The organism is Bacillus sp. FSL K6-0923 (genome assembly GCF_038630825.1).
In the GTDB taxonomy this organism is placed as follows: domain Bacteria; phylum Bacillota; class Bacilli; order Bacillales; family Bacillaceae; genus Bacillus; species Bacillus pumilus.
Map to the genome: position 1 here is coordinate 2,900,066 of NZ_CP152044.1, position 26,570 is coordinate 2,926,635.

The 26,570-nt window shown below is 41.9% G+C and carries 29 protein-coding genes; 7 read left to right on the top strand and 22 right to left on the bottom strand.

Annotation, left to right across the window (positions count from 1 at the left end; all coding sequences use genetic code 11):
• Positions 1 to 90: 90 nt before the first annotated feature.
• The 5 genes from thrB to yutH form a co-directional block, all read right to left on the bottom strand.
• Positions 91 to 1,023: a homoserine kinase gene (thrB, locus tag MHI16_RS14975; RefSeq protein WP_058013764.1), complete on the bottom strand. Its 933-nt coding sequence runs from the start codon at positions 1,021 to 1,023 to the stop codon at positions 91 to 93.
• On the bottom strand, positions 1,020 to 2,081 hold the full coding sequence (thrC, locus tag MHI16_RS14980) for a threonine synthase (RefSeq protein ID WP_058013763.1): 1,062 nt from the start codon (positions 2,079 to 2,081) through the stop codon (positions 1,020 to 1,022). The genes thrB and thrC overlap by 4 nt, the downstream gene beginning before the upstream one ends.
• Complete coding sequence (locus tag MHI16_RS14985; RefSeq protein WP_058013762.1) at positions 2,081 to 3,382, bottom strand: homoserine dehydrogenase; 1,302 nt, start codon at positions 3,380 to 3,382, stop codon at positions 2,081 to 2,083. The genes thrC and MHI16_RS14985 overlap by 1 nt, the downstream gene beginning before the upstream one ends.
• A gap of 217 nt (positions 3,383 to 3,599) precedes the next feature.
• Positions 3,600 to 4,574 carry a D-glycerate dehydrogenase gene (locus MHI16_RS14990; RefSeq protein WP_268466615.1) on the bottom strand — a complete coding sequence of 325 codons (975 nt, stop codon included), beginning with the start codon at positions 4,572 to 4,574 and terminating at the stop codon, positions 3,600 to 3,602.
• Positions 4,575 to 4,659: 85 nt separating this feature from the next.
• Positions 4,660 to 5,670: a spore coat putative kinase YutH gene (gene yutH, locus MHI16_RS14995; RefSeq protein WP_058013907.1), complete on the bottom strand. Its 1,011-nt coding sequence runs from the start codon at positions 5,668 to 5,670 to the stop codon at positions 4,660 to 4,662.
• Between the two features lie 132 nt (positions 5,671 to 5,802).
• Between yutH and MHI16_RS15000 the strand changes: the two genes are divergently transcribed.
• The gene (locus MHI16_RS15000) at positions 5,803 to 6,303 is read left to right on the top strand and encodes a phosphatidylglycerophosphatase A (RefSeq protein WP_058013760.1); all 501 of its coding nucleotides are present in this window, start codon (positions 5,803 to 5,805) and stop codon (positions 6,301 to 6,303) included.
• Between the two features lie 43 nt (positions 6,304 to 6,346).
• On the opposite strand, the gene MHI16_RS15005 is transcribed toward MHI16_RS15000, so the two are convergent.
• From MHI16_RS15005 to MHI16_RS15015, 3 genes are read right to left on the bottom strand one after another with little or no spacing between them, the layout of a single operon-like run.
• On the bottom strand, positions 6,347 to 7,120 hold the full coding sequence (locus MHI16_RS15005; RefSeq protein WP_144461935.1) for a TIGR01457 family HAD-type hydrolase: 774 nt from the start codon (positions 7,118 to 7,120) through the stop codon (positions 6,347 to 6,349).
• Between the two features lie 18 nt (positions 7,121 to 7,138).
• Positions 7,139 to 7,573, bottom strand: coding sequence for a DUF86 domain-containing protein (locus tag MHI16_RS15010; protein WP_061409515.1), 435 nt, complete (start codon positions 7,571 to 7,573; stop codon positions 7,139 to 7,141).
• A gap of 19 nt (positions 7,574 to 7,592) precedes the next feature.
• The gene (locus MHI16_RS15015) at positions 7,593 to 7,868 is read right to left on the bottom strand and encodes a YutD-like domain-containing protein (protein ID WP_008346837.1); all 276 of its coding nucleotides are present in this window, start codon (positions 7,866 to 7,868) and stop codon (positions 7,593 to 7,595) included.
• Between the two features lie 120 nt (positions 7,869 to 7,988).
• Here MHI16_RS15015 and MHI16_RS15020 point away from each other — a divergent pair, with 120 nt between their 5' ends.
• On the top strand, positions 7,989 to 8,624 hold the full coding sequence (locus MHI16_RS15020) for a YhcN/YlaJ family sporulation lipoprotein (RefSeq protein ID WP_034659879.1): 636 nt from the start codon (positions 7,989 to 7,991) through the stop codon (positions 8,622 to 8,624).
• A gap of 39 nt (positions 8,625 to 8,663) precedes the next feature.
• Here MHI16_RS15020 and lipA read toward each other — a convergent pair whose 3' ends face one another.
• Complete coding sequence (lipA, locus tag MHI16_RS15025) at positions 8,664 to 9,560, bottom strand: lipoyl synthase (protein ID WP_034317455.1); 897 nt, start codon at positions 9,558 to 9,560, stop codon at positions 8,664 to 8,666.
• A 328-nt stretch (positions 9,561 to 9,888) separates the two neighbouring features.
• Between lipA and MHI16_RS15030 the strand changes: the two genes are divergently transcribed.
• Complete coding sequence (locus tag MHI16_RS15030; RefSeq protein WP_235567015.1) at positions 9,889 to 10,833, top strand: M23 family metallopeptidase; 945 nt, start codon at positions 9,889 to 9,891, stop codon at positions 10,831 to 10,833.
• Positions 10,834 to 10,860: 27 nt separating this feature from the next.
• Here MHI16_RS15030 and yunB read toward each other — a convergent pair whose 3' ends face one another.
• The 4 genes from yunB to MHI16_RS15050 all read right to left on the bottom strand — a co-directional run bounded on the left by yunB (position 10,861) and on the right by MHI16_RS15050 (position 14,362).
• A complete protein-coding gene (yunB, locus tag MHI16_RS15035) occupies positions 10,861 to 11,631 on the bottom strand; it encodes a sporulation protein YunB (RefSeq protein ID WP_080772989.1) in 771 nt (256 codons plus the stop codon).
• A 69-nt stretch (positions 11,632 to 11,700) separates the two neighbouring features.
• Positions 11,701 to 12,006 carry a YunC family protein gene (locus tag MHI16_RS15040; RefSeq protein WP_061409521.1) on the bottom strand — a complete coding sequence of 102 codons (306 nt, stop codon included), beginning with the start codon at positions 12,004 to 12,006 and terminating at the stop codon, positions 11,701 to 11,703.
• 67 nt (positions 12,007 to 12,073) lie between these two features.
• Positions 12,074 to 13,447 carry a bifunctional UDP-sugar hydrolase/5'-nucleotidase gene (locus tag MHI16_RS15045; RefSeq protein ID WP_342497998.1) on the bottom strand — a complete coding sequence of 458 codons (1,374 nt, stop codon included), beginning with the start codon at positions 13,445 to 13,447 and terminating at the stop codon, positions 12,074 to 12,076.
• Between the two features lie 63 nt (positions 13,448 to 13,510).
• Entirely contained in the window at positions 13,511 to 14,362 is an 852-nt protein-coding gene (locus tag MHI16_RS15050) for a DUF72 domain-containing protein (protein WP_061410264.1), read from the bottom strand.
• A gap of 317 nt (positions 14,363 to 14,679) precedes the next feature.
• On the opposite strand from MHI16_RS15050, the gene MHI16_RS15055 reads away from it, so the two are divergent.
• From MHI16_RS15055 to MHI16_RS15065, 3 genes are all read left to right on the top strand, one after another.
• Positions 14,680 to 15,216 (top strand): hypothetical protein, encoded by a 537-nt coding sequence (locus MHI16_RS15055; RefSeq protein ID WP_326848463.1) that lies wholly within the window; start codon positions 14,680 to 14,682, stop codon positions 15,214 to 15,216.
• A gap of 74 nt (positions 15,217 to 15,290) precedes the next feature.
• Entirely contained in the window at positions 15,291 to 15,833 is a 543-nt protein-coding gene (locus MHI16_RS15060; protein WP_326848464.1) for a helix-turn-helix domain-containing protein, read from the top strand.
• Positions 15,834 to 15,897: 64 nt separating this feature from the next.
• Positions 15,898 to 17,055, top strand: coding sequence for an oxalate decarboxylase family bicupin (locus MHI16_RS15065; RefSeq protein ID WP_058013751.1), 1,158 nt, complete (start codon positions 15,898 to 15,900; stop codon positions 17,053 to 17,055).
• Positions 17,056 to 17,108: 53 nt separating this feature from the next.
• Here MHI16_RS15065 and MHI16_RS15070 read toward each other — a convergent pair whose 3' ends face one another.
• Complete coding sequence (locus tag MHI16_RS15070) at positions 17,109 to 18,299, bottom strand: MFS transporter (protein ID WP_061409525.1); 1,191 nt, start codon at positions 18,297 to 18,299, stop codon at positions 17,109 to 17,111.
• Between the two features lie 159 nt (positions 18,300 to 18,458).
• The gene (locus tag MHI16_RS15075; RefSeq protein ID WP_058013905.1) at positions 18,459 to 19,694 is read right to left on the bottom strand and encodes an alanine--glyoxylate aminotransferase family protein; all 1,236 of its coding nucleotides are present in this window, start codon (positions 19,692 to 19,694) and stop codon (positions 18,459 to 18,461) included.
• A gap of 169 nt (positions 19,695 to 19,863) precedes the next feature.
• Here MHI16_RS15075 and MHI16_RS15080 point away from each other — a divergent pair, with 169 nt between their 5' ends.
• Positions 19,864 to 20,742 carry an endonuclease gene (locus tag MHI16_RS15080; RefSeq protein ID WP_058013749.1) on the top strand — a complete coding sequence of 293 codons (879 nt, stop codon included), beginning with the start codon at positions 19,864 to 19,866 and terminating at the stop codon, positions 20,740 to 20,742.
• 80 nt (positions 20,743 to 20,822) lie between these two features.
• Here MHI16_RS15080 and MHI16_RS15085 read toward each other — a convergent pair whose 3' ends face one another.
• The 7 genes from MHI16_RS15085 to MHI16_RS15115 form a co-directional block, all read right to left on the bottom strand.
• On the bottom strand, positions 20,823 to 21,644 hold the full coding sequence (locus tag MHI16_RS15085; protein ID WP_058013748.1) for a S8/S53 family peptidase: 822 nt from the start codon (positions 21,642 to 21,644) through the stop codon (positions 20,823 to 20,825).
• The gene (locus tag MHI16_RS15090) at positions 21,628 to 22,344 is read right to left on the bottom strand and encodes a hypothetical protein (protein ID WP_058013747.1); all 717 of its coding nucleotides are present in this window, start codon (positions 22,342 to 22,344) and stop codon (positions 21,628 to 21,630) included. The genes MHI16_RS15085 and MHI16_RS15090 overlap by 17 nt, the downstream gene beginning before the upstream one ends.
• 18 nt (positions 22,345 to 22,362) lie before the next feature.
• Positions 22,363 to 23,145 (bottom strand): hypothetical protein, encoded by a 783-nt coding sequence (locus MHI16_RS15095; RefSeq protein ID WP_058013746.1) that lies wholly within the window; start codon positions 23,143 to 23,145, stop codon positions 22,363 to 22,365.
• Positions 23,146 to 23,147: 2 nt separating this feature from the next.
• Positions 23,148 to 23,606 (bottom strand): hypothetical protein, encoded by a 459-nt coding sequence (locus tag MHI16_RS15100; RefSeq protein ID WP_058013745.1) that lies wholly within the window; start codon positions 23,604 to 23,606, stop codon positions 23,148 to 23,150.
• Between the two features lie 127 nt (positions 23,607 to 23,733).
• The gene (locus tag MHI16_RS15105) at positions 23,734 to 24,453 is read right to left on the bottom strand and encodes an IucA/IucC family C-terminal-domain containing protein (RefSeq protein WP_058013744.1); all 720 of its coding nucleotides are present in this window, start codon (positions 24,451 to 24,453) and stop codon (positions 23,734 to 23,736) included.
• Between the two features lie 21 nt (positions 24,454 to 24,474).
• Entirely contained in the window at positions 24,475 to 25,512 is a 1,038-nt protein-coding gene (locus tag MHI16_RS15110; protein WP_058013743.1) for an iron ABC transporter permease, read from the bottom strand.
• Entirely contained in the window at positions 25,505 to 26,521 is a 1,017-nt protein-coding gene (locus tag MHI16_RS15115; RefSeq protein ID WP_061409529.1) for an iron ABC transporter permease, read from the bottom strand. The genes MHI16_RS15110 and MHI16_RS15115 overlap by 8 nt, the downstream gene beginning before the upstream one ends.
• Positions 26,522 to 26,570 lie beyond the last annotated feature (49 nt).

Sequence of the window (26,570 nt, forward strand, 5' to 3'; positions counted from 1 at the left end):
CCTTTTATGCATAAAAAATAGTTCGATCCTCTAAATAATAATCCCTGCTTCATTTTATAAAAACAAGAATAAAAAAAGAACGTGCATTTTTTACAGCACGTTCTTTACTTGATTGACTGGATCATGCTCCACGACAACACCTTCTACTGGTACCGTCAGCAAATCTACTTCGCAATGCGGGAAATTTTGGGCAAGCTGCTTTTTCAGCGCTTCTCCCTTCCCTTTTTCAACTAAGGTTAAGATTGTCGGACCAGCACCGCTTAATGCCGTTCCATACGCCCCTTTTAGCGAAGCGACATGCTCTACCTTCGACAGCTCTGGGACGAGCATTGTGCGGTAAGGCTGATGAAATAAATCCTTATTCATCATTTCTCCAACAAGCGGCCAGTTTTGCGTCATTAATGCCGCAACAAGCACGTTGCTCACAGCACTCGCACTGACGGCATGTTTATAGGAAAAATCCTCTGGCAGGACATCACGGGCATCCTTTGTCAGTACTTCATAAAAAGGAATCACGACGACAACATCTATATCCACATGTTGCACTTTGACAGCATGTGTCTTGTCTTCTTCATGAAGACCTATCAATAAACCTCCGAATAAAGAGGCACCCGCATTATCTGGATGACCTTCTACCTCACTTGCAAAAAAGAGCTTTTGATCATCCGGCATATTTAATTCAAGAAGCTGATTGGCTAGCTCAATGGCTGCCACAATTGCAGCAGCACTGCTTCCCAGCCCCCGTGCCAATGGAATATCACTCCACACTTTGACATAAACAGGCGGGAGTGTTTTTCCAAAGTGATCTGCGACCTTTTTGGCTGTTTGATAAATGAGGTTGTCGGTGCCTGATGGAATCCCAGACACGACTTCTGATTCTGCTTCAAACAGCCAGCTATCATGGTCATAGACCGATAGCTTTAAATAACGGCTAAGCGCCATTCCAACTGAATCAAAGCCTGGTCCTAAATTGGCAGTGCTTCCCGGTACTGTGATTGAAAAAAGCATGGAGGCTTTACTCATACGCGCGCGGCCTTTTCCAAGTGTTCAAGAATTTGATCTTCATCTGCATCGAGTGTGACCGGCTTGATTTGTGAAATATCAATGGCCGTATTCGGATCTTTCAATCCGTTGCCTGTTAATACTGCAACAACTTTACTGCCTGGCTTGATTTCTCCGGATTTCACCTGCTTGAGCACACCTGCGATAGACGCACATGAGCCTGGCTCTGCAAACACGCCTTCTTCACGAGCAATCAATTGATATGCATGGAGAATTTCTTCGTCTGTCACTTCATCAATCTTTCCGTTTGATTCATCTGCCGCTGCCACAGCTTGTTTCCAGCTTGCTGGATTTCCGATACGGATAGCCGTTGCCACTGTTTCTGGCTGCTCAATCACTTCATTTCTCACGATCGCAGCTGCGCCCTCTGCTTCAAAGCCGCGCATGACAGGCAGTCCAGTTCCTTTTTTCTCATGGTATTCCTTGAAGCCTTTCCAGTAGGCGGTAATATTCCCCGCATTTCCAACAGGAATCGCCAGTACGTCCGGGGCCGACCCTAGCTGCTCACAGATTTCAAATGCCGCCGTTTTCTGTCCTTCAATTCGATACGGATTGACAGAGTTCACAAGGGCAATCGGCGATTTTTCACAGATGCTGCGGACGATTTTCAGTGCATCATCAAAGTTACCGTCAATCGCAATAATCTCTGCTCCGTACATCACCGCCTGTGCAAGCTTGCCAAAGGCAATTTTTCCGTCTGGAATGATGACGATACATTTCATATCAGCACGGGCTGCATAAGCGGCTGCCGCTGCAGAAGTATTCCCTGTCGAAGCACACATGACCGTATCATTGCCTTCTTCTTTTGCCTTTGCAACAGCCATGACCATCCCGCGGTCCTTGAAAGAACCTGTTGGGTTGACGCCTTCTGTTTTTACATGAAGCTCAATCCCTAGCTTTTCCGAAAGCTTGGAGAGGTGGATCAGCGGAGTATTCCCTTCATTTAATGTTAGTTTTGGTGTTGATTCGTTTACTGGTAAGAATTCTTGGAATTCTTCAATAAGTCCATTCCACTTCATCAGCTTAAACCGTTCCCTTCTACTCGGTACGTGCTCTTCACTTGAACCACCACGTCGAGATCGTTTAATTTTTGCAGGATATTTGAGAAATCTTCTTCTGAGGTCCGGTGTGTAATAATCACAATTTCAGCCAGCTCATCATGCCCTTTCACAGGAAGCTGAAGGATCTTTTCAAAGCTGATACCTCTTTCAGAAAAAATAGATGTAATGCGGGAAAATGCCCCGACTTGATCTCTCACATGAATTCTTAAAAATTGCTGAGCAAATACTTCCGATGGTGATTTGATCTTTTTCTCAAACTGCGGTGCAATAAATCCGCTTCCGTTCACGCCAAGGCGCATGTTTTTCATGACTGCGACTAAGTCTGATACCACAGCGGTTGCCGTTGGCAAACTTCCAGCTCCTGGTCCATAAAACATCGTTTCTCCCACAGCACTTCCATAGACATACACCGCATTGAATTCATTGTTGACCGATGAAAGCGGATGGTGATCAGGAAGTAACGTTGGCTGGACACTGACTTCTACTTTTTCTCCGTCCCGCTGGGCAATTCCGATTAGCTTCATTGTGTAGCCGAATCGTTTACTGAAATTAATGTCTTCATCAGAAACGTCAGAGATGCCACTGACCTTTACATCCTCTAATTCCACATTCATGGAAAATCCAAGTCTTGCAAGAATCGCCATTTTCCTTGCCGCATCTAGTCCTTCTACATCAGCTGTTGGATCTGCTTCTGCAAAGCCTAGATCCTGCGCTTCTTTTAAGACATCTTCATATGCACTTTTATCGACGTTCATTTTCGTTAAAATAAAATTCGTTGTGCCGTTCACAATCCCCATCATCTTCGTAATTCGGTCAGAGGCTAATCCTTCCTCCAGCGTACGCAGAATCGGAATTCCTCCGGCGACACTTGCTTCATAATAAAGATCACAGCCATTTTCTTTCGCCACATGTAAAAGCTCTGTTCCGTAAAGTGCCATTAAATCTTTATTGGCGGTAATGACATGCTTCTTTTCATTTAAAGCATCTATTAAATATTGTTTTGTCTCTTCAATGCCGCCCATCACTTCAATAATGACGTCGACCTCTGGATCTCTAATCACATCGTATACTTCAGTTGTGAAGACCTCTCTTGCCACATCCACATCTCTCTTTTTATCGGGATTGCTCACAAGCACTTTTTGTATTAATACCGGACAGCCGATCTGGTGCATTAATTTATCCTGATGATCTTGGATAATCTTGACGACACCGCTCCCCACTGTTCCTAATCCTAATAGTCCAACTCGAATTGCCTTCACCTGAAATTCCACCTTTCTCCGTCAATGTCCTCTCTAAAAAGACATTTGTTAACCTAACACAGACATTCAATGTACACACATTATAAAGGGGTATCCTCGTTTTGACAAGGTAATAAAATAAGAGATTGTTAGAATGAAACCGCTTAACAGCTATTTATATCAAGATTCTATATTTTCAAAATATTTTTGTCAGAAAAACTCCCGAAACTCAGGGAGCCTAATATGATGAGCGAACCGGCGTTTTAGCTTGCTGACCTTGTAAGACAAGCGCAATATTTTCAGCACATAAACGCATCATCGTTTTTCTCGTTTCAACACTTGCACTTCCAATATGAGGGAGAACCGTGACGTTAGGTAATGTTGTTAACGGATGAGATGGGCTGACAGGTTCCTGTCTAAATACATCCAGGCCAGCGCCGGCAATTTTTCCTGTCGTGACTGCCTCATATAAAGCATCCTCGTCCACAGTTTGTCCTCTTGATACGTTAATAAAATAAGCAGAGTTCTTCATCAGATCGAATGCCTTTTCATTAAACATATCTTTCGTTTCTGGGGTTAACGGTGTCAGGCAGACGATGAAATCAGACTGCCTGAGCAAATCCTCAAAAGCCGCATAGGTCACGCCGAGCTGCGCTTCTGCCTCTGGCTTTCTTGACCGGTTATGATACAGCACCTTCATGTCAAAGCCTGCTGCCCGCTTGGCAAGCGCTGTTCCGATGCTGCCCATGCCGACAATTCCAAGGGTTTTATGATGGATATCAGCTCCTGCAAGAAGAAGCGGTCCCCAGCCTGTCCAGTTTCCGTCCTTCACCCAATCACTCGCCTCGACAATCCGTCTAGCTGACGCCATTAGAAGGGCAAAGGCTAAATCAGCCGTGGATTCTGTTAATACATCAGGCGTATGACAAATGGTGATGTTGCGCTTTTTAGCGGCTTCAAGATCAATATTGTCATAACCCACAGCAAGGTTTGCGATGACCTTAACATGTGGAGCCTTTGATAAAAGGGCTTCATCTACTTGATCTGACAGCATGGTGAGAAGCGCATCCGCTTTCGCTGCTTGTTTTTCTAATTCTTCTCGTGGACATGGCTCCTCTTCGCTCGGCCACATCTCGATATGAGCGACTTCTTTTAGTGGTGTAAGTGATGCTTCATCCAGCTTTCTTGTGATATAGACATAAGGTTTCGTCAAGAAGAACACTCCTTTGATTGATTTCTTTAAGCATAACGAAAAACGCCTCAAGAGAAAAGAGACGTTTCATCTGTTCACTGAAACTTCAAATCAGTGGACCTGTGATCCAGCCAACAGGTGGAATGAGGCTCCCGCCGCTTCGCATGGCACTCATTTCTTGAAAGACCTTGAGAAAGTATTCATAGCGATTGGCATCATTTAAGACGTAATCTAGCCGTTCTTCATAATATGATTTTTCATTTTCTCCCGACATGTAGTAGCCTTCCACAATTTCAAAATAATGAAGCGGAAACAACAAGCGGCTGTATAGCAAACGCTTAGAAAAAGAAGAAAGTGGTGTTACCTGCTCATATTGCTGAAGAAAGGAGAAGCCCTCTTCAATTAAATCTTCCTTATGCTGGACAAAGGTTTCTCTTAAATATTCGGCAATATCCCGGGTTGGATGATCAAAGACCCAATCTACAGGTAAACGAAGCGGCTGCTCATCCGGCCATGTCCTCCGCGAAAAACGCTGGTGGCAGACAGTGCCTGAGTCACATTCTTTCGGTTCATCATCTAGCTCAGTATCCACTAAATATTGAATGGCGTTTTCCGTTAATCCAAGATAATACGGAAAGGATTCGATAAATTTTTTTTCAAACCGTTCTAGTGGTTTTTGATGCATTTGCTGCATCCAAAAGCCTTCAAGCTGATCTAACCGTTTTGCCCATAATTCCTTCCAGGCTCCCACACGTTTTGTTTCAGACACCTCATATGGAAATCCTCTTCCTCTGACATGAAAGGCCGCCAGCTCTGACGCCTGTTGAAACGAGCGGCTTGAGATCGGCGGTGCTGCCTTCAATAAGGCATACAGCTCCTTTCCATGAGTAAAGGTGGGCTTCTCTTCATTTGTTAATTCAAACACAGCGACGTATGGGTCTCCGGCATTCAGTAAATACTGACTGATATGAAACAGCTCTGTGAGTTCTTCTTCTCGCAAATGAGACACAGGAACAATGATAAAGAGAGCCTCCGACGTTTGAAAGCTCTGATAACTGCCATATGGCATAAGTTGACGCACATCAATACCAAATGTGTGATAAATGGTTTCTTTCATGTTTTCACCTGCGTTCATATGATCGATCTCTTATCATATCGTAGTCGCAGGTTGAGGGATTTATGAATACTATTTACTATCCGAAGCTTTTTACACGTTGTGGACAAATTACGAGGATTGGGTGAGGAATATATGCCGCATCATCATGAGATGAACGAAGTAGAAAAAACAGCAAGACGCCGTTTACAAGAACGAGGCGTATCCATTCAAGATATAGCAGACCTTGTCTACTTTTTACAGGAAAAATATCATCCTGGCTTAGACATGACAGAATGCATCCACAATGTGGAGCGTGTCATCGCAAAACGAGAAGTCCAAAATGCGATATTAACTGGTGTCGAACTAGACGTACTAGCCGAGCAAAAAAAACTGACCGAGCCGCTTCAGTCTATTCTGGAAACAGACGAAAGCCTGTATGGGGTTGATGAAATTTTATCGTTTGCTATCGTCAACATTTATGGTTCGATCGGCTTTACGAATTACGGATATATCGATAAAGAAAAACCAGGAATTCTCGAGACACTGAACGATAAATCCACAGGGCAGTGCCATACCTTTTTAGATGACATTGTCGGCGCCATTGCTGCTGCAGCATCAAGCAGGCTGGCACATAGTGCGAGAAATGTGGAATGAAGCAAAAAAGAGGACACGCGCATAACGCGCTTGTCCTCTTTTTTTATGATAATCGCTCAATCCACTCTGATAATGAATCAATGACATAGGTTGGCTGTTTATCATATTTCTGAAGCAGCTCTTTTGTTGTCACGCCTGTATGAACGAGCAATGTGTCCATTCCTGCATTCATCCCTGCCATAATATCTGTATCATAGTTATCACCCACCATGAGCGTCTCGGACACATCAGTCCCGAGCACCCGCATGGCTTGTTCCATGATGATCGATTCTGGCTTCCCGATAAATGTTGGCTTGACGGTAGTGGTCACGGTCAATACAGATGTTAACGAGCCGTTCCCTGGCAGAAGCCCTCTTTCAGTTGGAATGGCAATGTCTCCATTTGTTGAGACAAATTGTGCGCCTTGACGGATGGCAATCGCACCTACTGCGAATTTTTCATATGTAATGCTGCGATCAATTCCAACAACTACGAAATCAGCGTCCTCCTGACCAAACGTCAGCCCTTTTTCTTCAATGGCCTGCTTGATTCCTTCTTCACCGATGACGTAAACAGACGCGTCTTTCTTTTGTTCGGCAATATAGTTGGCTGTTGCCATACTTGTTGTAAAGACTTGTTCTTCTGTTGCTGGGATATCGAATGAAACGAGTTTTTCCGCTACCTGCTTTGGCGTGCGTGACGAGTTATTCGTGACAAACAAGTAGGGAATGTTCAGCTCATTTAACTTTTGAACAAATTGACCTGCTTCTTCGATCTTTTCTGTTCCTTTATACATTGTTCCGTCTAAATCAATTAAATAGCCTTTGTATTTCATGATGCTCACAACTCCAATGGATTATTTAAACGCTGATACTGGGCCAAGCTCTTGCTCCAAGTAGGTACGGATGCGGTTTGGGAAAACCTGTAGCGCATGCTCAACCTCGCTGATCACCTGCAGCAAGTCGTGATGATCCACTTCTTGGTATTGCTGTACAAGTGTTTTGCGGCACGAGACAAGCTTTTTCAGCTGACTGCCTTCCTCTTCTGGTACAACCTTTTCATCAACAAGAATATCCATGATGTCATCATAGCTTCCTGGATCACGCATAATAAAGCCATCAATCATGTCATTTCCCGTATCAAGAATACATTCGACAAGCACATGAACAATTCGTTCCAGCGCTTTTTTCTCTAGTGGACTTGTCCATGTCTGATGACTCTGCATCAGCTCATATTGCTCCTCGAAAAAACGTAATGTCTCTTCAATCTTTTTTCTGTCTACGAAATACATCATGACGCTCCCCTTTGCGTTATTTTCTGATTCGTTTTAAGACAAAATAGGCACAGCCAAAATTACAGTATTCATAAATGTATTCATCGAGTGTGCTGATTTTTGTATCAAATGTGGCCTTTTGGTTTTGGTCATCAAAGAACCCCTTCAATCTAAGCTGATTGTAGCCCCAGTCCCCCACAATATAATCGTACTTATTTAAAATATCTGAGTACCTTGCTTTAAACGCTTCTTCATCAAAACCGTCTTTAATCTCTCTTACAAGATCAAAAGTAGCATTCTGAATGACGATCATCTTCTCACCTCTTTTTAAACGATCCATCTTTAATGATAATTCATTGGAAGAACTCCATCAATTGCTAAAGCATGTTTTTTCCGATTTAGCCGAAGCTAAAGAAAAAAGGAGGTCACATTTATGAAGAAACAACTGACAGCCGCGATTCTCCTCAGCATGCTTTTAGGCGGGTGCGGCTTTCAATCAGGTATGAACCGGCAAGTGGATGAAGATTCTTCAAGTAAAACCATCCGTCTGTCGGATCGTCATGAAGGAAATAATTCCAACATGCCAGAAGCAGACACAAACAGAGCAGGGTATGTTCGTTATCAGCGCCAGCAAGTAACGGATCAGAAAGAAAGAACACCTGCTTTAAATCGCGAGCATCTTGCCCACGTTATTACAAGTTTAACTGTGCAACTGCCAAACATCAAAGATGCAGCAACACTTGTGACAGATGAGGATGCACTCATTGTGTATCGTACAGGAAACAAAAACCGGGATGAATCTGCCGATCAAGTAAAGAAGACGGCGGTTTCTGTTCTCCCTCGTTATTATCATGTATACGTCTCTGATAATCCAGAGCACTTTCAATCCATTGCCAATTTTTCACGTCTTCAAACCAATTCACGTGATTTTGATCAAATCTTAACCAAAACAATTCAACAAATGAAATATTCCCCTCAAGGCGGAGATATTTCTACGAAAGAAGATGCAAATGGTATGACGAATTCCGACCGTACCATGAGAAGAAACGCCCCTTACGGACAAAATTAACAAGAGAAAAAACGCCAGAGAGATCTGGCGTTTTCTTTGTTATGCTTGCGCCTGACGCTTTTTAGACGCTTCGTTTACTTGTTCATCTGCATGGTAGGAAGAGCGCACAAGCGGTCCAGCTTCACAATGACTAAAGCCTTTTGACATCGCAATTTCTTTCAGCTCTGCAAACTCATCCGGATGATAATATTTTTGAACTTTTAGATGTTTTTTCGAAGGCTGTAAATACTGACCAATCGCCATAATATCGACGTTGTTAGCAAGAAGATCATCCATGACTTCAATGATTTCTTCCTTCGTTTCACCGAGTCCAATCATAATGCTTGATTTCGTTGGAATGTCGGGCTGCATTTCTTTTGCACGGCGCAAGAATTCTAATGAACGATCATATGTAGCACGCGCACGAACCCTTGGCGTTAATCTGCGAACTGTTTCAATATTGTGATTTAAAATATCAGGACGTGTGTCCATTAACGTCTTCAAATTATCGTAATTGCCGCCCATATCTGAAGGGAGAACTTCAATTGTCGTAAATGGGCTTTTTCTTCTAATGGCACGAACGGTTTCAGCAAACACACCTGCTCCGCCATCCTTTTGGTCATCCCTTGCAACCGCTGTTATCACAGCATGTTTTAAGTTCATTAACGCTACTGAATCTGCCACGCGTTCTGGTTCTTGCAGGTCAAGCTCAGTTGGAAGTCCAGTTTTCACCGCACAGAAACGGCATGCGCGCGTACAAACAGATCCAAGGATCATAAATGTAGCGGTTCTTCTCACTGCCCAGCATTCATGAATATTCGGACATTTTGCTTCCTCACAAACGGTATTCAGGTTGTTTTCCCGCATCATTTTTTTCAAACCGGTATAGTTTTCATTCGTATTCAGCTTAATTTTAAGCCAGTCCGGTTTTCTTACGTGCTCTTCCTTCTTTGCCAATTCCATCATCTCCATATGAATTCGTTAAAGGTGCATCTACAAAAATCTTCCTGCTATATACGATGGATGCAGCTAATAAGCTGCAAAAAAATTGAATCTTCGGCCTAAAGCCTTTTCTTTAGACACTTTAACATAGTACAGATTGAACAACAAGGGAATGAGCTGCAAAAATACCCAAAAGCCTCCTAAAAAAATCACAAGAAAATTACTAACATTTTCTTCTTATGAAATAGGGTGATCTAACCACACTAAACGGTAGAAGACGATGCTTGATGAAAGGAGATGGACGTTTGTGAAAGTGGTTTTAGCCATCATGATCGCTCTTTCAATGCTCCCTTTACCTGTTCATGCACAAGGGGAAGGCAAACAGCCAGATGTACTGAAGCAGCGAATGGCACTATACGAAAAAGTCGCCATCACGACACAAGTTCCATGGTATGTACTTGCTGCGGTTGATCAGTATGAGCACAATATTCGAAAAAGCAGAAGAGATTTACCAAAACAAAAAGGCATCATTGGCATCTACATTCCCCGGGAAATGTGGATCGGCCCTGAAAACCCGAATAAGCAGGATACCTCTCCTTTAAGCATTAAAGTGTTTGATGGAATTGGACTTGATGGAAACGGGGATGGAAAAGCGAACAGCGATGACGATGAGGACGTATTATTCACGTTTGCTCAATACTTGCTTCATTACGGCAACAGCATTGATCAATTAAAAATTGCTTTATGGGACTATTATGGACGAGATCAAACCGTTGGAATCATTTCATCTTTTATGAAGCTATATCAGCACTATGGTCATCTTGACCTCGGAAAGCACGCTTTCCCTCTTCCGGTTGGAGCTGACTACAGCTACCGGAGCACATGGGGAGATGCAAGAGGATTTGGAGGCAGAAGAATTCATGAGGGTACGGATTTATTTGCCCATTATGGACTTCCCGTTCGTGCGACATCGTATGGTGTGATTGAAATGAAGGGCTGGAACCGCTTTGGCGGCTGGCGGATTGGTATTCGAGATATTCATAACCATTATCATTACTTCGCTCATTTGAATGGCTTTGCAAAAGGACTCAAAACAGGTCAAATTGTTGAACCCGGACAAGTCATTGGATCTGTCGGAAGCTCCGGTTATGGCCCTCCAGGCACAGCAGGAAAATTTCCGCCGCATCTTCACTATGGCATGTATAAAGACAACGGCAGAACTGAATGGTCTTTTGATCCATACCCTCATTTAAGGGCATGGGAAAGGGCTGAACGGAAACGCAAATAGAAAACAGCCCAATCATTCCTTGGGCTGTTATTCTTTCTTCTCCTTTTTCTCAGGAAGAACAATCGATGGAGCGCCAGAGTTCGTTCCGCTGCCATTGTAATAATCTGGTACGTCCCCTTGAACGGCTTGGATGGAGACGGGAACTGAATTTTTGACCACGATTGTTTCAGATGCAAACGGGATGATGACTCTTACCTTGACCTCGATCAGAACACTAATATCAATCAAGGCATTGTTGATGCCATAGGGCTTAATGTTTTTTTCAACGTCCGTATGCGGATCACCAATGACACTGAAGCGTACAGGTACTTTTGGTCCTAGGTTGGCGATGAGTGCATTTCCGGACGCTTGCCCAAGCGGAATGTTATATATAATGCCGTCATGTCCATCTGTTTGATCCTTTAATGCTTCTTTTGCCTCTTTTTGAAAATTCCCCTTTTCAATGTCCTCTAAATTTTTTTGAAGATGACGTGACAGATCAGCCATTGCTTTCGATGTTGCTTGCGCATTAAAATCGATGGTCGTTACTTTTCCGTTCTCACTTGTATTCATGACCACCATATCCTTCATATTCTCCTGATCTTCTGCAAAGTCTTGAACGGAATATTGAATCAGATGATTGGCGATACGCTCTGTTTCTAGTTCAGCAATGTGAATAAGGGTTGGTTTAATGGAACGGTTAATAAAAAATAGACTGATGACAGTTGAGAGTACAAAGAATAAGATCGCAAGCAGCATGACGTATCGGAATGGCAAAGGGCCCTTTTTATAGGGGCGATAGCGACGGTTCATTCTCAATAAAAAATCCCCCCTTCTCCATTACAAGTGTATGCAGACAGGCGGGGGGATAGGAATCATCTCTCCATTTTATTTCATCATTTTTAATAAGGCGTCTCTTCCAATGGTTCCAACTGTAATGCCTAACGCTTCTGCAGCGTATGTCACAGATTCTAATGGGGCATCAAGCAATTGCTCTATCGTTCTCACTCCAACTGCTCTCCCTGCGATAATGCCTCTATCTGCAAGCTTTTCATTTAAGAGCCCGACATCCAGTGCACCGCACATAATATACCCATGTTCATTTGTCACTGCCATAAAATTCGTCTTCGGCAGTTTGACGGTGACGGCTGTAAAGGAATGTCCATCAATATTAATAGGTGTTAAATTCACCAAATCCCTTCACTCCTCTCATCACAATCTATGTGACAAGAGGGCGAGTGTTGTTAGGCAAAAGCGGATTTCATGTGGCTTCCTTCAGGCGCCAAGTAAGCACATCACGTAAAAATTCGGGGATGAAATATTCAATGTGTTCATGGTCACGAATATGAGGAAATAGAGAGCCTAATGTATACATATCGACTGTTCCAACCGTATAGGAAGCGTCTTTATTGATCAATTGATCATGCACAAAAACATCCTTCACCCGTTTGGTTTCGCCTTCTTCTAATGTATAGGTGAGACCACTATACAGCATTTTGCCCATCAGTTCACCTCTAAAGCCGAAGCCCTTGATGCGCAGCTGTTCCATTTTTTCTTCACATGCACGCCGAACGGTTTCGATGAGCTGTTGACCCGAAAGCGTCACACGAATAGGGTTAATGGGATGCGGGCAGATTCGATGGACTTCTTCTCTTGTCACAATTCCTGCCTCTAATGAATCAAGCACCATCCCAGCATTCATCATGCCGATATCTGCCCCGCACCAATCTTTAATGGCATCTGTTAAGAGCTGCGGAAGCGGGGATTCATCAAACCACTTCGTTTCTAACCTTGACTCAATCGCGGTTACTTTTTCCTGCATGAGGGCTTTCGCTCTTCTCTCTGCTTGCTGTAAAGTAGTGATGGCTTCATCTGATTCACTTATCAGCTGATCCACTGACTGCACCGTTGCTTTTTTCTCGATGAGCTCTTTGCTCGCTGTATCAATGGTCAGCTCGACACAGCCAATATAATGCCCATACTTTTCAGCGCATGCAAGCAGCACTCCATTGTCCATTTCACCCTGTTCTAACAAATGATGCGTGTGTGAACCTAGGATAATATCGATGTCAGGAAAATCACGGGCGACTTCCCGATCATGGATGATACCTAGATGGGATAAGAGCACAATGACATCCGCTTTTCCATTCACTTCCTGCAGCATGTCCCGTATGCTGTCAAACGGATCTGTAATCTCCCAGCCCAGCTTTTCATAGACAGGTGTATACGCAATGGTCACGCCTAAGAGACATATTTTCAGTCCATTTTCCATTTGGATTATATGATAAGGCTTTGCCCACGATGGCCTTTTGCCTTTCTCAAATAAATTAGACAGGATCACTGGAAATTGTGCATGCTCGTACAATTGATCGAGCTGATCATGAGGCAGCGTAATGCCTTCATTATTCCCAATCGTGACCCCATCATAGCCAAGTTGATTGAGAAGCTTGACATTTACTTTTCCATAATCAGCTTCTGACACAAGGTTCACTCGGTCCATATGGTCGCCAATATCAAACAAGAGCATCTGATCGTGAACTTGACGCTTTTCCTCAATATAAGCTGCGATTTTTGGCCAGTTCTCAAAGTGGCTGTGCAAGTCGTTTGTATGATATAACCATAGCTTCTGCAGCATGTTGATCTCTCCCTCAAGTTGTCACTGAACCATCTCATTCAGGTTGAAAGCCGCAGCTCTCATTTAACTAAATAAATCTAACTGCTTCGGAGAAAGGCTTGAATACGTAATATCCAGCAAATCAATCATCTGCTGGCCATTCGCCGCTGCATCTCCGCCGGAGTTATTATTAAATACGACATAGACATCTTTTGATTGCTGATGCAGAATGTCGAGATTCTTTTTCCACTCTTTTAATTCAGCTTCATTATATAAATATAAGTATCGCACTTCACGCCAATTTTCATGATCCGCTGGGTGAAGCCAGCCCTGTTTATTTCTCCCGTGAAAACGAACCAATGTTTTATCACGGTGCGTAGCTTGTATGACTGGCGGAATGGAGCCTTCTCCCACTTGCGGCTCATCACAAACAGAATGAATCCAGCCTTCTTTTTCCATAAAGGACAAGGTCTGCTCATAAAATTCATCTGAGAACCATGTGCGGTTACGGAATTCGAGGGCACATGGAATGTCGCCCATCTTCTCTTTACACCATCTTAAATAAAGGACGTGCTCTTTTTTGCAATCAAACCATGGTGGAAATTGAAATAGAACCATGGCTAATTTCCCTGCACGAATGAGCGGAGTCAATGAAAGAATAAATGCGTCAAACATCTCTTCCTTTGAAGCAAACGGAATTTCGCCCCTCTGATGACCGGTCATTCCTTGATATGCTTTTACGACAAATTGAAAGGTGTCTGGCGTATCCTTGATCCACTTTTCATGATTACGTTCAGGCTGAACTGCATAAAAGCTGGCATCCAGCTCCACAATGGGGAACGTAGACGAATAGTGAAACAGCTTTTGCGCGCTGCCGATTTTCGGCGGATAAAGACTGTCATGGTCTCCCCAGCCAGTTAATCCGATATAAATCATGTTTCTCACCTCTTGCCACTTCATGTATAGACGGCTTCCTCACATGAAAGCCTTTTTCTCTTGTCATACCCATCTTTCTGAAAGAAATTCTTCTGTCTACAACATATCATATTTGCCGGTAATTCTGAATGAAGATGACTGATGGTGCGTGATTTTATCATGATTTCTGTTTGTTTGTCATGTTAGTTGACAATATTCTATCTAAAATGATGTGAGCTGATAACATACTATATATCAGAGAAATGAACAGTGATTGTCCATTTATTTATTCATCTTCACCAAGAACTTTAGTTCTCAATAAAGGAGACTTAGTGGATATGAACATAGACGATAACCAATTTGAAACATTGCAAAAAATCGCCGAAAAGATTCACAAACCTGTCTATTTGTGTAACCAGCATGGGCGTCTTCTCGGCAACTCGCCCATCACGCGCCCAGATTGGATTCGCATTCTTCCCTTTTTCCAAAGCAGGGCACCCCATTATTTTTCGATAATCGATACGAAGCAAACCTTTTCTGTCTTTCCGATTGATCTAGCCGAACAAACATGTGAGTATGTGGTCATCCCTTCCTTCATTCTTCCGCTGAATGAAACACTGCAAGTCATCATTGAACAAGCCGTACACGAAATCTCGATTGCGCGAATGAGACAATATACTGCCCAGCAAACAGCCAAGCGTGCCAGAAATGAAGCGTTTCGCAGATGGATAGAGGGTTTATCGTCTTCTCAGCAAGACGCTGCATACGTTGCGAAGGCGTTTGGATTAAATGTAGATAGCAGCTATCTATGCATGATCTATCAGCTTGATCAGTGTCATGAGACCACTCATTTTTTGAAGCAGCAACTATATTAGATCAAGTCGTTGATCTGCTCGACAGCGCACTGCCAAGCTCTCCTTTCCCTTCCTTTTTATTTGTCAAAGGTGATTTGGGCATTGTAGTAATGGAAGAGACGGGCAGTTGGTCAGAGATGAGTGACAGACTCCTCTCTTTTTTAAAACAGCTGCAGATGCTCGTTAGCATACAAGTGAATCACACCATTTCCTTCGGTGTGAGCTTGACTAGTTGTCGCATCACCCATCTGTTTGAGGGCTACAGTGAGGCATTAGACGCACTTCAAGCCGGACATCTCTCGGCACAGCCGGAATATATACACTTCTATCAAGCAAAGGATGTGCCAGATTTATTGAAGCTTATTCCAAGAAAGGATTTAATCACGTTTCACCAAATGCACCTTCATCCGTTATATGAAGCTGGTCAAAACCTCCTCCACACCATATCTGTCTATTTAGAAACACATTGCCACATTTCAGAAACAGCAAAACGTTTGTCAATTCATCGCAACACGGTCATTTATCGATTGGAAAAGTGTGAAGAGCTGCTTCGAATCAGCTTAAAAGACCCTGAAGCCACATTAAGGCTGCGCTTAGCATTACGTATTCAGATGCTTCTTTCACCCCATCCTGATTGAATGTTTTCTTCCGAAGCTTCATATAGTTTGGAGGAGAAAAGTGATACAAGAGGAGGGATGATCAATGGATGGTGAGCTGGGTCACATCCCGCAGCCAATTCGAGAGGATGGTGCTGGTGCCACCGATCTAGGCCCGCGGGACGTCCTTCGAGACATCGAGAACCCCGATATGCTTGTTCCACCTAAAACCGATGCCGGAACCATTCCAAACTTGAAATTTTCATATTCCGATACACATATGCATTTGAATCCTGGCGGCTGGTCAAGAGAAATTACGAAGCGAGAGCTGCCTGTTTCCACAACGATTGCGGGTGTCAACATGCGGCTGACTCGAGGCGGAGTGCGAGAACTCCATTGGCATAAGCAGGCTGAATGGGCGTATATGATTTTAGGAAAAGCCCGTATCACCTCTGTAGATGCAGAAGGGCGAAATATGATCGCTGATGTAGCAGAAGGAGATTTATGGTATTTCCCGCCAGGTATTCCGCACTCCATTCAAGGACTTGAGGACGGGTGTGAATTTCTTTTAGTCTTTGATGATGGCGCTTTTTCTGAATTTGATACGTTCACCATCACAGACTGGTTTGCCCATACACCGAAAAACATTCTCTCCGAAAATTTTGGCGTTCCTGAGAAGCTGTTTGATGATATTCCGAATAAGCAGCGCTACATGTTTCAAGGCTCTCCACCAGCATCATTAGAAAGCCAAACGGTATCTGATCCATACGGAAGCATCGAGCCACCATTTACGTACCAGCTGCTTCGCCAAAAACCGCTGACGACCTCTGGAGGAACTGTCCGCATTGTCGATTCACGGAATTTCCCTGTTTCAAAAACCATTGCAGCTGCGCTTGTTGAAGTAAAGCCTGGCGGCATGAGAGAAATGCACTGGCATCCTAATAATGATGAGTGGCAATACTATTTAACAGGTACAGCCAAAATGACGGTCTTTGGAGCCGGTGGCACTGCCCGCACCTTTAATTACAGAGCAGGTGATGTCGGATATGTTCCTTTTGGTATGGGACATTACATCCAAAATATCGGTCAAACGAGCCTTTGGTTTTTAGAAATGTTTAAAAGTGACCGCTTTGCAGATATTTCGTTGAATCAGTGGATGGCCTTAACCCCTCCTCAATTAGTGAAAGAGCATTTGCATGTAGGTGATGCCATGATTCGTGCGCTTCATAAAGAAAAATCACCTGTCGTGACATATAAAAGGTGATGACCATAAAAAAACCGATCCATTTGTGCTGATCGGTTTTTTATAATTGAATTTTAAGAAATTGCAGAACGCTGCTGCACTTTTTTCCCCCACACGATGGATGCAATGAAGCTTATGCAAAGCACCAGTGTTCCGAGCATAAAAGGGAACTCAATATTCACATCAAATAAAATGCCCGCAAGGCTCGGTCCAACAATATTGGCAAGGCTCATAAAGGATGTATTGAGGCCTCCCGCTACTCCTTGCTGATTACCTGCCATTTTGGACAGCAATGTATTGAGGGCTGGACGAACAAATGATGTAGCCGACAAAAATAAAATAGAGCCTGCAAAGATCAGCCAAAATGACGGCGCAACACGGCAGACGATGAGCATCAAAGCCGCTCCCAGCAGGGCATAACGCACGACGCGCATTTCACCAAATCGTTTCACAGAGGCATTCACCAACGCACCTTGGACAAGCACGCCTGCAAGACCCGCAACTGTAATCACAAACGCAATATCCTTCGGTGTAAATCCATGTTTTTGATCTACATATAAGCCGAAAATCGATTCAAAGTGAATGATGCCAAAATTGAGGACAAACGCCAATATAAACAAAAAACCGTAGGATGTCTTTAAAGCTTGCATCATTTGTACAAATGGGTTGAAATGAATGTCTTTGTTTAACCGCGCTTCTTCCTGCTTTTCCTTTGTTAATGTTTCAGGTAAAAACAGGATGGACAATAGGGTAGAAAGAGCTGCAAAGGAACCTGCGATGAGAAAAGGAAAAGCGATTCCGTACTCGACCAAATAGCCGCCTACGCCTGGTCCAATGACAAAGCCTAACGTCATTGCTGCACTAAATAGCCCCATTCCTTTCCCTCGATCCTTCTCACTTGTGATATCAGCGATGTATGCAAACATGGCTGGCATGAGTAAAGCTCCGGCAGCACCACCTAAAAACCGAGACACAAACAGCATCCAAAGCTGATCAGCAAATGCAAAAATAAACTGGGCAATCGTAAAGCCGGCGATCCCGGCAATGATCAATTTTCTACGTCCAAATCGATCGGTCAGTGCGCCTGCGACCGGCGATAAAGCAAACTGTGTGAGACCTGTTGCAGCGACAAGAAAACCGAGTGTTTTTCCTGTTGCGCCAAAGGCCTCAATGTAACTTGGCATGACAGGGACAATGAGGCCAAAGCCAAGCATGGCAATAAAAATATTGAGCATCAAAATGTATAATCTGCCCATTTTTTTCATATCAAAAAACCTCTTTCTGCTAAATAAATGAAAATGATGACAAAAATGATCAGAACTTCTTCAGTATAGCGATATCACTGTCTATAAGTCTAGTTTTTCAAAATTTAGTTTTCTTTTCCAAATAAAAAATACCCGCAAATAGCGAGTATTCTTATGACTTTATTCACCTTGTTCATAGATAGAAAGAGCCGCCTGAAGCCCTGCACCGCAATGGATAGATGCACCATGCTTGATTAGAATTGCTTCTAGCCCTGCTAACACAAAGAGCACATTTTCTTTTCGGCAGCTATAGCCCATTGTACCAATTCTCCATATACGTCCGGCTAGCGGTCCAAAGGAGCTGGCAATTTCAATACCAAAATGCTTAAGCAGATCGGCACGTACCGCTTCTCCATCCATACCACTTGGAATCTCAATACATGTCACAACTGGCATTTTACAATGTGGATCACCGAACAATTGAAGTCCCATCGCTTCAAGACCTTTCATCAAGGCTTTCTCGTGATATGCGTGCCTTTGAAAACGCTCAGACAGACCTTCTTCCAGCACAACACGAACCCCTTCACGAAGTGCATAGAGCATCGTTGTCGCTTCTGTATGATGATTTAATCGCCTAGGGCTCCAATAATCCTGGAGCTGGCTGAGATCAAAGTAATTGCTTTTAATTGGCGAAATATCCATTTGCTCCTGCAATTCATCCTGTGTCGCAATACCCTTTTCCACTTTCTTTCTCGACTCAACGACAGCTGCCACCCGTTCATTATACGTGATAGGGGACATACCTGATGGAACTGACAAGCACTTCTGCGTACCGCCAATCGCCGCATCAATCTTCCATTCGTCCACTTTCACCTGGACCCCGCCAATGGTTGCTACAGCGTCTACAATGAACAACGCATCCAGTGCTCGGCACGCTTCACCGATTTGCTCAAGCGGCTGCAATCGACCGGTGGATGTTTCACCATGGACCATCGCAACGATTTTAGGCTTAACCTGCTTCATTTTCTGAATGATATCACTAGGGTCAAAAACCGTTCCCCATTCACATTCCATTGTATGTACATCAGCCCCATAGCGCTGTCCTATTTCAATGAGAAGATGACCGAACCGGCCAAAGACAGGCACAAGCATCGAATCTCCCGGCTCAATGACACTGGCAAGCACAGCTTCAAGCCCTGAACGAGACGTGCCATCAATTGGAAAAGCCCATTCATTTTCTGTTTGAAAAAGGGAACGCAATAAGGTCATCGTCTCATTCATGATATGTGTAAATGCTGGATCAAATTGACCGAGAATTGGCGTACTCATCACACGGAGTACCCTGGGATCTACTTCAACAGGTCCTGGTGTCATAATCGTTCTTGAAGGTATTTGTAGTTCTTTCACGTTATCCATCCTTTCCCTTGCTGTCATCCTATATGCCCACTTATACCGTAATGCTGATAAAATAGCAATCTCTTTTCCTGCGAATTTATTACATAAAATTTACGATAAATCCATTTATTTCTTTCTGACATTATGATAGAAATAAAGAGAATACATTCCCTATCAAGGAGGAAATCGAATGAAGAGAACCTTATTTGGAATTGTGGCTGCCGGAATCATGATATTCGGTACGTTAGCCGCCCCGCTGCCGCAAGCTGCGAATGCTCAAAGCTTTACTCTGAATGAACCGAGCCAAACCATCACATTTTCCCCGTTACAGCTTCAAAACGAAACATCTGCACAACAAACGAAAACAACAGCTACAAGTCAAATCGATTCCTATTATCAAACTGCTAATGGCAAATCAGGACCCGCTCTAAAGAAAGCTTTACACGACATTATTGATGATCATAAGCAGCTATCCTACAGCCAGGTTTGGGATGCCTTAAAGAAAACAGATGAAGATCCAAAGAATCCAAGCAATGTGCTCTTGCTCTATAGCGGTGTCTCTCGCTCAAAGCAAGCGAATGGCGGAAATGTTGGTCAGTGGAACCGGGAGCATGTGTGGGCTAAGTCACACGGCAATTTTGGGACAAGCCAGGGCCCAGGTACAGATCTCCATCACCTGCGGGCAACAGACGTACAAACGAATAGCACACGTGGAAATTTAGATTTTGATATGGGCGGAAATGAATACAAGGGAGCACCGGGCAATTTCTACGATAGCGACTCATTCGAACCTCATAGCCGGGTGAAAGGGGATGTGGCAAGAATGCTCTTTTATATGGCAGTGCGATACGAAGGGGATGACCGCTTTCCAGATTTAGAATTAAACGAAAAAGTGAATAATGGCAGCGCCCCTCTCCATGGCAAAATGTCCGTACTCCTCAAGTGGCACAAACAAGATCCTGTCGATCAAATCGAACGAAACCGCAACGAGATCATTTATCAAACATACCAGAACAACCGCAATCCCTTTATCGATCACCCAGAATGGGCAAGTGCGATTTGGGAATAAAAAAGAAAGGCACTGCTTGTTCGTAGCAGTGCCTTTTAAAATAAATTGACTATTTACAGTCAAAAACATCTCTTTTTCAATTAACAATCCCTTGAGGATTTATTTAATCTAGGTATCCCATAACCATATAATTGGCTTTTAATTTTATTACCAGTCAACTGAATCAACATATTTACTATTTCGTTTTTTTCATTAATTTCATATTGCTCAATTAATCTGGCTACTATCCCAGTTAATTGAATTGCAGAGATTGAGGTACCTTCAAGATTGCCCGACCATTTTGTTCTATTTGGAAGGGAAAACATAATTTGCTCTCCATAATTAGAGTTTTCATCAAAAAAACCATCATTATCAACTGCGGAAACACTTATCACTTCAGAAAGACCACTAGGAAACTTCTTCTTTTTTAAACCATTGTTACCAGAGGAATTAATAATTATAATTCCATTTTCATTTGCCATTTTAATTAATTTTTTTGCTGAATTTATTGAATAATCAAAGTTTAAACTCAAATTCAAAACTTTCACGTCAGACTTAATAACTTTCTCTAAGGCCTTTATAAAAAACTTTTTTTCTATCTCAGATTCATTATTACCTACGGAGTAGAAGTCGATTTTTACATTAGGAGCTATTTTTTTTAACACCTTTAACATTACGTATCCATGAGAAGCAGTATCATCATTTATTTTCGATATATCATAATAATTTAATACACTTCCCCTAGATTTCATCGGTAAATTATCATCAATAATTGCTATTCTCACATTTTTTCCTGTGCAATAGTTATGATCAAGCCCTAATAAGTCTGAGGGTTTTTCTACTTGATTATCATCCGCCATATTATTTTCAGCACAACCATTAAGAATTATTAAGATTAATAGCAGTTTAAAAATTCTTAACATTATACTTATCACGTAATTTGTTATTTAAAAGAGTTAATTGTCTATAATAAGTATCTGCTATATCTTGATTAGAAAGATTAGCTTTATTATTATGAATATCTTTAATTATTATTAAAATCATTTTATCTTTATTCATAATATGAACTAAAGCATTTTTCTTGTAATTTGAAAAATCAATCTGATATTCATTATCTTGTACATCTAATGTCTCTGATTTGATTTTTATATTACTCTTTTTTGCAACATCTATAAACTCATCGGCTTCAGAAGTGTGCAATAAATTTGATAACTCATTGTGACTACCTTTAGCAGTCAAAACTAAATATTTTTTTTCCTTTTTTTGATTGTATTTTTTAATAAGTACAGTATTGTAATAATACTCTTTAGTTTCTTCTAAATGCTCTTCTAGATTCTTCGCACCTTTATTTATCATTTGATAAAAAATGAATGTTTTTTCAAGGGTTTTTTTTGAAGGTGTTTTAATAGTTTTAATCTCTTCATTTCTAATTTTTTTTTCAACAACATCGTTAACTGCTCTATCAAAATATTTTTCATCCAGCACTTTATTTATATCTTTTTTCACTATAACTTCCCCATCTATTTCAGCAACTCGTTTGTAAGTTTCCCCAAAATATTTAAGACTTATTATAACGAGAATCACCATTAGAATCAGAGATAGAATTATTGAAATTTTCTTCATAAGTATCTCCTTAATTCATCATTTCCATTTGTTAGTGTGTTTATGATATTTTTTTGAGTGTCCCACATCTGTTGAACAATGACCTTGTGTAGTTTTATTCATTAATCCACAATATCTGAGTTTAGTACTAGGCAAATAATCTCTTAAACATGCTAATGTATAGAAGGCTAAAGCTTGATCACAATCACTATTAGCAAAGTTTTTAATAGCCTGTTTTGACTTACGATCTGCATAGTATCTTCCGTTCCCACCATATCCATTAAATCTATTACATGATACTGCATCACCTTTCTTGGGTTTCTCTCCATTTTTTTGTCCAATAGATGTTACACCATTCTTATTTGTTTGAGATTCTTCTTGAACCATGCTCATATTATCTAACATAGTATTTACATCAATTTCTGTTTTGATTGTTTTTGTTTCTCCTGCTTTAATATTTACAGATACAGGATTTTGCCCTGTTACTTCAGCAGCTTCGGTCAAAACTTTAAGTTTTTTGTTACTTTGAACGTCATAATTACCTGTATCATTTGTTTCGGCCTTTTTTCCATCTATCTTAATTTTATCATTGTCATGTTTTACTTCTTTTTTGAAGTACTCTCCATGATATTCCCAATCATTACTTTCATATAATCTAATTATTTCATCATCAATGTCTGATGGATCAACATAGAATTTTAATACCGTTATTGTCTCTAATTCAGATCCTCCTACAGTTTGGGCTTTTAATTCAATAAAATTTGAAAAAAACAACATAAAAAACACGACGCTACTTATAAAGATTCTGATCATTTGGTTCATTTTTATTCCCCCAATTCACTAATAATTATTCTCTCTAAATTGTTATCCAAGTAGAAAAATTCCAATTTGATATTATGCTTTGAATCTTTATAACCTATAATTTTATATCCCTGATCATCCTCTCTAATATAAGTATTTTCACCGAAATAATCATTGATTTCTTTTTTAGTTGAATTAATATTTATTGTATTATTTATACTAATTTTATTATTCTCTAAGGAGATTGCCACGATTTCACTTCTAGTATTAACTTTAAAATAATTAGAATTAGAAGTTTTAATCCACTCATTTTCACTATAGTTTTTCTTTATTAATCCCAGCTTCAACTGTCCTACCTTTAATTCAGTAAGATTTGTATTTTTTACTGTAAGAAAAGAAAGCTGGTTTTTAATTGGTTGAATAAAGAACAATCCAATGATTATCGTAATAATGAAGATTATAAATATTATAATTTTTTTCATATTAGTCCCTTCCATAAATTATTATATAATGCAATAATATCACAAAAATTCCATGTGTTATTTTACATATTAATATTTAAGAAAAATTTAAACTAATAAAAAAACACCTTCAGTGTAAGGTGTTTTTTTATTTTATCGGACAGACAAGACAATAATCGAGACTCTCCGATTTTTTCTCGAGCTTATAATACATACAGCAAGTCTTTCGATTGGATGTTTCTAGTAAACTGTCATCTAAGTTTAAGCTGTGATGAAATGGATTTTGTTTTGCTCCGAATACATTCCCCGCTGCTTGCTTCAGATACAGATAGTCCTCCCGTACGCGCTGCTTCACAGCAGGGTCTTCAGCCTCCCGCATCATGCTTCGATAAAGAGAATTGATACGAACTGCTACATTCTCCCATAAAATAGAATATGGAAGTCTTGACGTGCGCTTTAATACATCTAAAAGAGGTGTAACACACTCCGTAAACAGCGCATGCACAACCTGCTCTCTCCATTCATTCCGATCTCCTTCTAATGAAACAAACGAACACAATGACTCATCAATCTCGATTTTCCGATCCTCTCTAAAGACACATGCCTCTGGTGGAAACTGATAGACACCGTCATACAGCGTCATCATGTACAAAGAGGAACTGACCGCTAAGTAGGCATAACGCTTTGAAAACATCGACGACGCTACAGCTAAATTCGGTGCATGCATCGCTTCTTTTTCAGCCTCTAATAAACGCAGGACAGATGCTTCTGAAAAAAGCGCGGCAAGTGTGCGATCAGATGTCATTGGTCCATTTGTGATGTGTACGCCGAAATCAAGTAATTCTCTCTCAACCCACTCTGGCCTCATATCAAAACCTCCATCTTTCGTTTATCGATTTCTCTGCTGGTATAACAAATAAATAAAGAACGGTGCCCCAATTGCAGCTGTGAATACACCTGCTGGTACATCTAACGGTAGAAAAGCCGTTCTAGCGACTAAATCTGCGAGCATCACGAGAATACTGCCAACAAGTGCAGATGCCGGGACAAGCGCAATGAAGGAACGACCGATGATCATCCGTGCGACATGCGGCGCCATCAGTCCAACAAATTCAATACCGCCTGCAAAGGCAACCGCAATCCCCGCCAATGTCACACTCATCAGTAGAAAGAATAACCTTTTTGCCTGCACTTTTACCCCGAGACCTGTTGCAAGATCATCTCCAAGCTCCTTCACATTCATCGTTCTTGCTAACACCATGACAATCGGTAAAATGACCATGATCCAAGGAAACATCGCCGTGACGTCCTTCATCGTAGAACCATATAAACTGCCTGTCAGCCAAATATATGATTTTGTCGTCGTCATCGTATCACTAAGAACAAGAGTAAACGTCACACACGCCTTCATGATGGCAGAAATCCCGATGCCCATTAGAACAAGTGTGATCGGCTTGACTCCTTTTTTCCATGAAAGCAAATAAATCAGACACGAGACGGCAAACGCCCCGGCAATCGCCCACAAGGATTGATACGCAATAGGCACAGTGCCCATCCAAAAAACAATAAACATAATCGCACCGAACGAAGCACCACTCGTAATCCCAATGATGTCAGGTGATGCAAGTGGATTGCGGATTAACCCTTGCAAAATAAGCCCTGATACCGCAAGTGCGGCTCCCACTAAGACAGCCAGCAATGTTCTTGGGATCCTCAGTGTATTAAGCACAAAGGTATTTCCCTCTCCCTGACCGATTAAATGAAGAAGCACATCCACAGGCGAAATAAATCGGCTGCCCATACAGAGACTGAGAATAAATAACCCAAAAGCAATGGCCGTCAATAAAAGTAAAATTAAAAACGTCCGCTTTGAAAATTGAAATGAAATGCGTCCGCCCTTTGAACGCACTGTATATGTTTTAGCCACCTGTCTTCAACCCCTTGCGCACGAGATAAACAAACAGAGGCGCTCCTGCTACCGCCGTCATGACACCAATCGGTACTTCCTGCGGCATGATCAGAAAACGAGCCGCAAGGTCTGCGACAAGTAATAGAGACGCCCCCACTACGGCACAATAAGGCAGTACCCAGCGGTGGTCAGGTCCGACAAGCTTTTTCACAATATGCGGCACTAGAAAACCAACAAAGCCAATTGAACCAGCAACAGCGACGGAACCACCCGCTAAAAAGACGACGAGAACCCCCATCGTGATTTTCAGCATCAGCGTACGCTGGCCAAGTCCCTTCGCAATATCATCTCCTGACAAAAGGACGTTGATGGAACGTCCAAGAAGCAGCGCCACAACTGTCGCACCTAAAATATAAGGCAAAACAGGCAGCAGCATATCAATGTTTCTTCCAGACACTGAACCCGCCATCCAGAACAGGATGCTTTGAATCGACTGTTCATTCACGATTAAAAGTCCTTGTGTAAAGGACGCAAACAGTGCAGATATTGCCGCTCCCGCAAGGACAATTTTGACCGGTGTCAATCCATCTCTTCCAATGGAACCCAAAAGAAAAACAAGCATCCCTGCAATTGCCGCACCTAGAAAGGCTGTCCACATATAGCCTGTTAATGACTCTGTTGAAAAGAAAACAATCGAAATGACGATAAAAAATAGTCCACCTGCATTAATTCCTAACAAATCTGGTGCTGCAAGCGGGTTTCTCGTTAATGCCTGCATCAGTGCACCTGAAATGGCTAGACTTGATCCAACAACAGTTGCAATTAAAGCTCTTGATAATCTGGATGTCATGACAATGACACTGTTTGGATCCGATTCATCAAATTGAAGAAACGCATGGATGGTGGCTTTGAGGGAAATGGAGGTTTGCCCTAGAGAAATGCTGAGCATAAAAAAGACCAACATCAATACGACGAATCCAACAAACAGCAGCGCCTTGCTCGAATCCTTTTTTAATAAACTTCTCATCTGATTCCCGCTTTCAATCTGTTATGGAAAAAGGAGAAAATGGTTTTTC

Coding starts and splice junctions, on each gene's coding strand:
- thrB (WP_058013764.1), bottom strand. CDS start 1,023: ATGAGTAAAGCCTCCATGCTTTTTTCAATCACAGTACCGGGAAGCACT.
- thrC (WP_058013763.1), bottom strand. CDS start 2,081: ATGAAGTGGAATGGACTTATTGAAGAATTCCAAGAATTCTTACCAGTA.
- yutH (WP_058013907.1), bottom strand. CDS start 5,670: ATGAAAGAAACCATTTATCACACATTTGGTATTGATGTGCGTCAACTT.
- MHI16_RS15000 (WP_058013760.1), top strand. CDS start 5,803: ATGCCGCATCATCATGAGATGAACGAAGTAGAAAAAACAGCAAGACGC.
- MHI16_RS15010 (WP_061409515.1), bottom strand. CDS start 7,573: ATGTATTTCGTAGACAGAAAAAAGATTGAAGAGACATTACGTTTTTTC.
- MHI16_RS15015 (WP_008346837.1), bottom strand. CDS start 7,868: ATGATCGTCATTCAGAATGCTACTTTTGATCTTGTAAGAGAGATTAAA.
- MHI16_RS15020 (WP_034659879.1), top strand. CDS start 7,989: ATGAAGAAACAACTGACAGCCGCGATTCTCCTCAGCATGCTTTTAGGC.
- MHI16_RS15030 (WP_235567015.1), top strand. CDS start 9,889: ATGCTCCCTTTACCTGTTCATGCACAAGGGGAAGGCAAACAGCCAGAT.
- MHI16_RS15045 (WP_342497998.1), bottom strand. CDS start 13,447: ATGCTGCAGAAGCTATGGTTATATCATACAAACGACTTGCACAGCCAC.
- MHI16_RS15050 (WP_061410264.1), bottom strand. CDS start 14,362: ATGATTTATATCGGATTAACTGGCTGGGGAGACCATGACAGTCTTTAT.
- MHI16_RS15055 (WP_326848463.1), top strand. CDS start 14,680: ATGAACATAGACGATAACCAATTTGAAACATTGCAAAAAATCGCCGAA.
- MHI16_RS15065 (WP_058013751.1), top strand. CDS start 15,898: ATGGATGGTGAGCTGGGTCACATCCCGCAGCCAATTCGAGAGGATGGT.
- MHI16_RS15070 (WP_061409525.1), bottom strand. CDS start 18,299: ATGAAAAAAATGGGCAGATTATACATTTTGATGCTCAATATTTTTATT.
- MHI16_RS15075 (WP_058013905.1), bottom strand. CDS start 19,694: ATGGATAACGTGAAAGAACTACAAATACCTTCAAGAACGATTATGACA.
- MHI16_RS15080 (WP_058013749.1), top strand. CDS start 19,864: ATGAAGAGAACCTTATTTGGAATTGTGGCTGCCGGAATCATGATATTC.
- MHI16_RS15085 (WP_058013748.1), bottom strand. CDS start 21,644: ATGTTAAGAATTTTTAAACTGCTATTAATCTTAATAATTCTTAATGGT.
- MHI16_RS15090 (WP_058013747.1), bottom strand. CDS start 22,344: ATGAAGAAAATTTCAATAATTCTATCTCTGATTCTAATGGTGATTCTC.
- MHI16_RS15095 (WP_058013746.1), bottom strand. CDS start 23,145: ATGAACCAAATGATCAGAATCTTTATAAGTAGCGTCGTGTTTTTTATG.
- MHI16_RS15100 (WP_058013745.1), bottom strand. CDS start 23,606: ATGAAAAAAATTATAATATTTATAATCTTCATTATTACGATAATCATT.
- MHI16_RS15105 (WP_058013744.1), bottom strand. CDS start 24,453: ATGAGGCCAGAGTGGGTTGAGAGAGAATTACTTGATTTCGGCGTACAC.
- MHI16_RS15115 (WP_061409529.1), bottom strand. CDS start 26,521: ATGAGAAGTTTATTAAAAAAGGATTCGAGCAAGGCGCTGCTGTTTGTT.